This is a genomic window from Candidatus Magnetaquicoccus inordinatus (genome assembly GCF_004217665.1).
Taxonomy (GTDB): domain Bacteria; phylum Pseudomonadota; class Magnetococcia; order Magnetococcales; family Magnetaquicoccaceae; genus Magnetaquicoccus; species Magnetaquicoccus inordinatus.
In genome coordinates, this window is sequence record NZ_RXIU01000177.1 from 1 (window position 1) to 7,451 (window position 7,451).

Annotated in this window: 7 protein-coding genes; 3 read left to right on the top strand and 4 right to left on the bottom strand. The window is 54.2% G+C overall.

Annotation, left to right across the window (positions count from 1 at the left end; all coding sequences use genetic code 11):
- The first annotated feature begins 171 nt into the window (after positions 1–171).
- Both EJP87_RS11915 and EJP87_RS11920 read left to right on the top strand, forming a co-directional pair.
- Complete coding sequence (locus tag EJP87_RS11915; protein ID WP_130472102.1) at positions 172–1,764, top strand: AMP-binding protein; 1,593 nt, start codon at positions 172–174, stop codon at positions 1,762–1,764.
- Positions 1,761–2,021 carry a hypothetical protein gene (locus tag EJP87_RS11920; RefSeq protein ID WP_130472103.1) on the top strand — a complete coding sequence of 87 codons (261 nt, stop codon included), beginning with the start codon at positions 1,761–1,763 and terminating at the stop codon, positions 2,019–2,021. Before EJP87_RS11915 ends, EJP87_RS11920 begins: the two co-directional genes overlap by 4 nt.
- A gap of 159 nt (positions 2,022–2,180) precedes the next feature.
- Here the strand turns inward: EJP87_RS11920 and EJP87_RS11925 are convergent, their stop codons facing one another.
- Positions 2,181–2,870 carry a PHP domain-containing protein gene (locus EJP87_RS11925; protein ID WP_227657602.1) on the bottom strand — a complete coding sequence of 230 codons (690 nt, stop codon included), beginning with the start codon at positions 2,868–2,870 and terminating at the stop codon, positions 2,181–2,183.
- A 397-nt stretch (positions 2,871–3,267) separates the two neighbouring features.
- Here EJP87_RS11925 and uppS point away from each other — a divergent pair, with 397 nt between their 5' ends.
- Complete coding sequence (gene uppS / locus EJP87_RS11930; RefSeq protein WP_130472105.1) at positions 3,268–4,014, top strand: polyprenyl diphosphate synthase; 747 nt, start codon at positions 3,268–3,270, stop codon at positions 4,012–4,014.
- 24 nt (positions 4,015–4,038) lie between these two features.
- On the opposite strand, the gene EJP87_RS11935 is transcribed toward uppS, so the two are convergent.
- Genes EJP87_RS11935 through EJP87_RS11945 form a run of 3 tightly spaced genes read right to left on the bottom strand, consistent with a single transcriptional unit; the run spans position 4,039 to position 7,257 of the window.
- Positions 4,039–5,181 carry a glycosyltransferase family 4 protein gene (locus tag EJP87_RS11935; protein ID WP_130472106.1) on the bottom strand — a complete coding sequence of 381 codons (1,143 nt, stop codon included), beginning with the start codon at positions 5,179–5,181 and terminating at the stop codon, positions 4,039–4,041.
- Entirely contained in the window at positions 5,178–6,014 is an 837-nt protein-coding gene (locus tag EJP87_RS11940; protein ID WP_130472107.1) for a class I SAM-dependent methyltransferase, read from the bottom strand. Before EJP87_RS11940 ends, EJP87_RS11935 begins: the two co-directional genes overlap by 4 nt.
- The gene (locus tag EJP87_RS11945; RefSeq protein ID WP_193771330.1) at positions 6,007–7,257 is read right to left on the bottom strand and encodes a glycosyltransferase family 4 protein; all 1,251 of its coding nucleotides are present in this window, start codon (positions 7,255–7,257) and stop codon (positions 6,007–6,009) included. Before EJP87_RS11945 ends, EJP87_RS11940 begins: the two co-directional genes overlap by 8 nt.
- Between the last annotated feature and the right edge of the window lie 194 nt (positions 7,258–7,451).

Consider the following 7,451-nt stretch of genomic DNA (forward strand, 5'->3'; position numbering starts at 1 on the left):
GCGCATTTTTGCGCCAATTCGTACAGCATCCCCATGGGGGGAGAGTTGGCGAGCCAGCACGAACCTGAATAGTTACCTCCATTGTTCCTACTCTTTCCTTGACGCCAGGAGAATTCCGGTGCTACACCTGTTTGCAGAGAGCATCTCCCTTAACTTGCCAACAACCACTCCATGCACAACTATCCCTGGTTGACCCCATCGGATCAAGAGGCCCCTGCCCTGCTCATACACGGCAACACCTGGAGTTACGGCCAGTTGTCCGCCCATGCAGAGTGGTTGTCACGGGCCGTTGATTGGCAATTGTGCGGCCCATTACGCCTGCTTGCCATTCTCGGCAACCATGATCATTGGGTCTACCCAGCCATGCTGGCTGCGCATCGTCTTGGGGGTGGTTTCCTGCCCCTGCATCCGGCTTTTCCGCTGGAACGGTTGCAGTATATGCTGCATCAAACCCAAACCCGATTGCTGCTGGTTGCCAGCGACGCTCTGGAAACCCTGGACCGCTTGTTGCCTGATTGTCCAGAATCAATGCTCTGCATCCTCCCGGAAAAGGGAAGCAAAGGGGATCGACCGCTTTTGTTCCCGCAACATCACTTTCTTGATGGCGCTGACCTGGACCGACTCTCCGCACGCAGCCCGCAACCCCCTCCCGCCACCAGTCAGGCTGCTTATGTCATGTTTACCTCTGGGAGCACCGGTCGTGCCAAAGGGGTTGCCATCAGCTTCGACAATTTGCACGCCTATGTCCATTACTGGCGCAATCATCACCCCATTGGAGCAGGTGATCGGGTGGCCCAACCGGCTGACATCACCTTTGACCTCTCCATCCATCCCATCTTTGTCTCATGGGCCAGTGGCGCCCTGTTGTGTCCGATTCCGCCAGCAAACCGTTTTGCCCCGGCCCGTTTTATCCTGGAAAATCAACTGACTGTCTGGGTTTCCGTCCCGTCGGTCGCCATGATGATGGAACGTCTGAAAATTCTTCGCCCTGCTGTTTTCCCGACCATCCGTCTCTCTCTTTTTTGTGGTGAACCCTTGCCGGTTCGCAGCGCAGAGGCATGGCGCCAGGCCACTCCCCATGGTCGACTGCTCAATCTGTATGGCCCCACTGAAGCCACTGTTGCCATTTCCGAATTTGAATGGAGTGCCGAAACCGCCAGTCAGATCACGCACCAGAGCAACGTACCAATCGGCTGGATTTTTCCCGGACAACAGGCGGCTTTGTTGCAAGAGGATGGCTCCCTCCTCTTTTCCGCCGGCACAGGAGATCTCTGTCTGGCAGGCTCTCAGGTGACCACAGGCTATCTCGGAGACCCTGAAAAAAGCGCCTCCCACTATTTTCGCACCCCTGCCAGCGCCACAACCCTCTGGTATCGCACCGGTGACCGGGTCCAACGTCGTGACGATGGTTGCCTCATTTTTCTCGGTCGAGTCGATTACCAGATCAAACTGCATGGCTATCGCATCGAACTGCAGGAGATCGAAAACCTGCTCCGGGAACTGACCGGACAGGACTGGGTGGCTGTCATCCCCTGGCCGGGTGGTGAGCATGCGGTGCGGGAACTCCTGGCCTGCGTGGCAGGCGCTGACAGCAGGCTCATTCCCGAATGGTTGCAAGTTTGTCGCCAACGTCTGCCCTCTTACATGGTCCCGGCCCGCATTCTTTTGTTGCCACAGTTCCCCCTGAACAGCAATGGCAAGATCAACCGTTCCGCCTTGCTCCAACACCTGCAGGAAACCCTCCTGCCTGCCGAGGAAACATGACAAATTCCCCTCTTGCACAAACTATTCTCTCCTTTCTCAGGAAAAACCACCCGCAGCAGGCCTTCTCCCCCCCTGCAGCAGATCACAATCTCTTTGAACTGACCTTGCTGAACAGCAGTGAGTTTATCGAATTGATTCAACTCCTGGAGGAGCAAAGCGGAATCATGCTCGACTTTACCAGGATTGACCCGGCGGCCCTGGCCACCATACAGGGTTTGTTGGCCGCTTTTACTGCTGACGATGACCCAACCCTCTGAGAACGGCTGCTGACCTGCAGTACCGATCTGCAATCGGACCAATAAACAAAACGGCAAGCAGCAGGCGAGCTGACAACAACTCTGGCATGGTGAAAAACCGATGACGCAGCCATAGAGAGTTTGCGCTTGATTGCAAACCGCCATCAGCCAGCAGTGCGTTCAAAATTTTATCTTCTTCTGCAGCTTGCGCAAGTTGTGCATGGCCCATCCGATCTCCTCTGGATGATGAACATTGGAACCGGGTGAGATCCAAGCATCATGCTGAAGACAGATCTCCAGATAGGGCAGCAGGGGGGAGTGGTAGGCCGGATTCAACTCGATGGCTCTTCCCTGCCGGGTCGCCTCCTGCACCACCCGGGCAAAGTGTTGCAACGGAAAAGGCACGCCCAATCTTTGGCAGGTTCCTCCAGGATGCGCGATGGCATCCACCAACGGATTGACTGCCAGTGCCATCAACCCCCTGAACTCTCTCTCTACCAACTCCTCTGGCCCTACCCCCACCAAAGAGCTTAGGCCCGGATAGGCATGCACCGCGCCCAAGACAAATTCCACTCGGTCACGCATAGGCTCATCAAGCAGCAGACCCCCTTCATAATCGGTGATCGGCACCTCCAAACCACACAGAATCGTTATGGATGACTCTCTTTTCCGCAACAGGTCGATCTCCTGCCAGTAGCGAGCAAACCACTCCCCCTCTTCCGTCAACTCCTTTTCCGTATGCTCAGTAAATATCAGCCTGTCGATTCCCAGTATCCTGGCACGCTGCAACAACTCCGGCAGCGGCGCTGAACCATCCGAATAGGTGGAATGCACATGATATTCCCATGCCGGGAACGGCTTCTCAGCCATGCTCCTCGCTGATACGAACAGCTCTTCTGGTCGAGGTTTATGCATGGTTTTGACTCTCTCACTGTCGGTTTGCAAATTACTGACAGACCAATCTGACAGAAAAATAGACTGTTCGGATCCACAAAACTCTTCTCGCAACCTGATCATTATCTGCAAATATAGCAGAAAGTCACAAAACAAAATAGTGTGCAGCTCAAAATCTATGACAAGCAACCCTATTGGAAGCTATATTTCAGACCGCATCGCCTCCCATTATATCAAATGGATCGATTCAGACAATACATATGAAAAACTTGAAAAAATCATCAATTTAATTTATAATGAAATTCTGAGTTTTATTTACTGTACAATTTTTCTGTACCATTCCCTGTACACAAACCAGCTTAATTGTTCTGCGATGAAATCCATTTCTCTTCCAGAACCCGTACCTTCTCATATTGCCATTATCATGGATGGCAATCGACGTTGGGCGCGGAAGCAGCAACTACCCAGCGTGGAAGGGCATCGCCAGGGAGTGAAAGCGGTGCGTCGCACCATGGAGGCGTGCCTGCAGTATGGAATATCCACTTTGACACTCTATACCTTCTCTTCAGAAAACTGGAAACGCCCGGAAGAGGAGGTTGTTGCCATCATGGATTTGCTCACCTTCCACCTGCGCAGACAAATGAGCAAATTGATCCGTGAAGGGATCCATTTTCGCGCTCTCGGACGTTTGGAAGCTCTCCCCCAGAAAGTGCAACTGCTGCTCAGCGAGTTGGAAGAAAAAACCAGTGCCAATCAACGACTTCGTTTTAATTTGGCCATCAATTATGGGGGGCGCCAGGAGTTGGTGGATGCAACCAGGGAATTGATGCAGATGGCTCTATCCAATCATCTGCACCCGGATCAACTCTCGGAAAGCCTCTTCTCCGAGCATTTGACTACCCATGGACTGGCCTATCCCGATCTGATGATCCGCACCGGAGGGGAGCAACGCATCAGCAATTTTCTGCTCTGGCAAATGGCACATACGGAATTGATTTTTCTTCCTGTCTACTGGCCGGAGTTTGACGCCGCTTATCTGCATCAGGCACTGCTCGAGTTTGCCAAACGACGTCAATCCGCCCTCGACTGGAAAGAGGAAAGTGCTGCCGAACCTTCCTGAACCATTTTTCTTGCAACACATTATTCAAAGCTTCAGCCGAAGACTGGCATAACAGGCCAAATGTTCTCTGGCAACGCTCTCCGATGTAAAGCGTCGGGCGGTTGCCAATCCTGCAGCGACCACCTGTTGCCGCAACGCATCGTCTTGCCAGAGCCGCCGACTGGCTGCCACCACCTGTTGCGGTTGGTCCAACGCAACAAGCAGGCTATTCTCTTCGTTGCGCAACAGATCGCGTGTGCCCGGCACATCCGTGGCAACCACCGGCAGGGCGCTAGCCATGGCCTCCAACGCCACCATGGGCATCCCTTCCCGTTCGCTCAACAACCAGAACAGATCTGCCGCCCGAAACAGCTCCGGAAGATCACTGCGCACACCCAAAAATCGCACGCGATCCGCCACCCCATTCATGAGCGCCAAACGCTCCAATTCACTCCGCTGTGGTCCATCACCAGCCACCCACAATTCAGCGTCGGGCAACTCACGCAGGGCAAGAATGCCCACCCCCACCCGTTTTAACGGATAGAGCGTGCCCGCCATGATCACCTTTCTTCCCCTGCTGTTTTTGCCAGGATCAGCGCCCCATCCGGCGGCTGAGAGACCATTGGGCAGCAGCGTAATTGCCTCCACCGGACAGGAGAGCCCCTCGGCATAGTGCCGGGCAACCGAGGGTGAAACAGCCGCCAGATGACAGACCGCCTGCTTCATGGCCCGCATAAAAAGCCAGCGCCGCCACAAAGAGATGCCATCATTTTTTTTCAACCAGGGATCCAGGCCATGAGCTGTATAACAGGTAAGTGATCCGGCCCTCCGGGCGGCTGGACCTGCCCATACCAGGGCATGAAACAGATGCAAGTGGACCACTGGCAATGAAAGCTCAGCAAAAAAGCGTGTCAGCTTGCGACGAATTGCCCAATGCAGATCCTGCCGGTAGAAACGAATGGTCTGGCGATAGAGATCCAGGAGATGGATATGAATCCCACTATCCATCAACTCTGCCCCATACTCCTGTCGAGCACCGATGACAATCAGGTGCACCTCCACACCCAACTGCACCAGACTGCGACTCAAGTTGACCACAGCCGATTCCGCTCCGGCGCGGCGCAAATCCGGCAGCACCATCCCGACACGCAGCTTTGCTCCGGCAAGAGAAGAGAAAGAGGTTGTCATTCCCCCTCACCCTGACGTACAAAGATCATCAGGCTCATATGGCCCAGCCATCTGCCCAACACTATATCCAACAGCAGAGAGAGGAGTCTGCCCACTCCCCAGGGTATCGAGAATAACCGGTCGAGCCCGCGCTCGCACCATGGCCACTCCTCCTTGAATGTACGCACCACGCTCTGACCGCCACGCCGCACCAGACGAAAACCAGCCGACTCCACCTGGCGTTGCACCCACTGCGCAGGCAACAAAAACTGGTAAAAGTTCTCCCGGTTATTGTCATCCTCCCGGTAGGGTGGATAATCGCCACGCCGCGCCTTGAAACGACGGAGAATGTTCATCACCGGAAAGGTCAAAAAAAGATAACCGCCGGGTCGAATGGTGCGGCTCATCTCCCGCAATACCTCTTCATACCCATGATAGAAATGTTCGATCACCCCAATTGACCAATATCCGTCAAAAAAATGGTCTGCAAAGGCTAATCGGCGGATATCCTGACAGGAGAGACGCAAATGCGGCCAATGGCCATGAATGGTCGTCACAGTTTCGCTACTGAAATCCACTCCGTAGGCTTCATAGCCGGACCGATCCAGGGCATGTACCGTCAGAGCCAAGCCACAACCGCCATCGATCACCCGACTGCCTGCAGGAAGGTGGCGTCTCGTCACATAGAGAAAGGTGTGATAGGCAGGAGGATGGCGAAAAACATACTCGGCATTACGAAGAGATTCGCGCCAATGCATACTCCAGAATGCCGCGCCACTCCCCTCCTGGATGCAGACGATCCGCTCATGATGGGCATCATAATAGCGCCTGGTTAGAGAATTGCGTTCAAGCATGGGTATTGATCTCCTGAACGACCTCCTCGATCAATTGTCGCCAAAGACGCATGGCAAGAGCCTGGTCATGGTTTTGCAAAAACCACTGACGCGCCCTCTCACCCATCTTTCGGCAGAGGGCTGGGTGATCAGCCCAATGGCGAATCCGCTCTGCCACTTCCCTGGCGGCACCAACGGCAAAACTCTCTCCACAGTTGCCTGCCTGCAGCAGAGCCGGAATTTCACCATTGGAATCGCCAATGAACAAAGTTGCCCGCCCAGCGGCAGCAATTCCGTAAAATTTACTGGGCACAATCAGCCCCTCCAGCGCCGGCAGCAAGGAAAACCAATGCACATCGGCAACGCCCATTGTATACAATAGGCGTTCCCTGGATTGGTAAGGTTGAATCAAGAGATGGGCATGGGGATGTTGTTGCTGCCAAGCCTGCAAACGAGGCAAGCCGGCACCGCCACCGACAAACAAAAAACAGATATCGGGTCGATCAGTGAGATATTCTGCAGCCGCAAGCACCGTATCCAACTCATGGGCACGTCCCAGATTCCCCACATAAGCAACCACAAAGCGGTCCACCAGTTGCCATTCGGCACGAAGGGGATTCTCTGCAGTAGCCAGAGGCATGATGCACTGACCATCCTCCCAGTTGGGGATGATACATACCTTGTCTGCTGCAATCCCTTCGGCAAGCAAACGCTCGGCCATCCGCTTGCCCAAAACCACGGCACGCCGGGCATGACGCAGTGAGAAATTGCGCAATCGCCGCAGCAGGGAGAGCAACCAGCGACTCCCCACCGGAAAAGGGAGCAGCGCACCTGCCGTTTCAGGAAAGAGATCCTGATTCCAACTGATGAGATGGCAACGCCGCAGAGCAATGACCGGCCACAAAGAGAGTGACAGCAAAGGGGGATCGGTCATGACCACCACCAAATCGCCCGCTTTGGCCAGGCACAACAGGCGCCACATGGCAGACAGGTGAAAAGTCAGATAATCGATGGAACGACCATAAAGAGAAAACCGTCCAAAACGGGTGGTCCAGACTCGATGCACCTCCACACCGGCCATCCTTTGCCTCATGGACAAGGGAGTCTGCGTTGTGTCATAACGCAAACGGCTGGTAATCACCTGGACATCATGGCCTGCCGCAGCCAGATCCGCAGTCAAATCGGTCAACAGACGACTGGTGGCAGCAAAATAGTCTGGAGCATAGAAGCGGTTGATGAAGAGAATAGTCCCTGAATGTTTCATGCGATCCGCTACCATGACGAACGTAAATGAGTTTTGTAAAGGCTATCAAATATCGTACTCTCCGCGCAACAGCTTGATGATTGCCCGGCAAAACAAGCGCATTTGAAAATCAAAAAGTATTATGGAGGTCCAGGAGGAGATTATCTCCTCCTGGTGGGTGCAGGGCAAAGCCCTGCTGGTAATGTGCGGCGTTT

Coding starts and splice junctions, on each gene's coding strand:
- EJP87_RS11915 (WP_130472102.1), top strand. CDS start 172: ATGCACAACTATCCCTGGTTGACCCCATCGGATCAAGAGGCCCCTGCC.
- EJP87_RS11920 (WP_130472103.1), top strand. CDS start 1,761: ATGACAAATTCCCCTCTTGCACAAACTATTCTCTCCTTTCTCAGGAAA.
- EJP87_RS11925 (WP_227657602.1), bottom strand. CDS start 2,870: ATGGCTGAGAAGCCGTTCCCGGCATGGGAATATCATGTGCATTCCACC.
- uppS (WP_130472105.1), top strand. CDS start 3,268: ATGAAATCCATTTCTCTTCCAGAACCCGTACCTTCTCATATTGCCATT.
- EJP87_RS11935 (WP_130472106.1), bottom strand. CDS start 5,181: ATGACAACCTCTTTCTCTTCTCTTGCCGGAGCAAAGCTGCGTGTCGGG.
- EJP87_RS11940 (WP_130472107.1), bottom strand. CDS start 6,014: ATGCTTGAACGCAATTCTCTAACCAGGCGCTATTATGATGCCCATCAT.
- EJP87_RS11945 (WP_193771330.1), bottom strand. CDS start 7,257: ATGAAACATTCAGGGACTATTCTCTTCATCAACCGCTTCTATGCTCCA.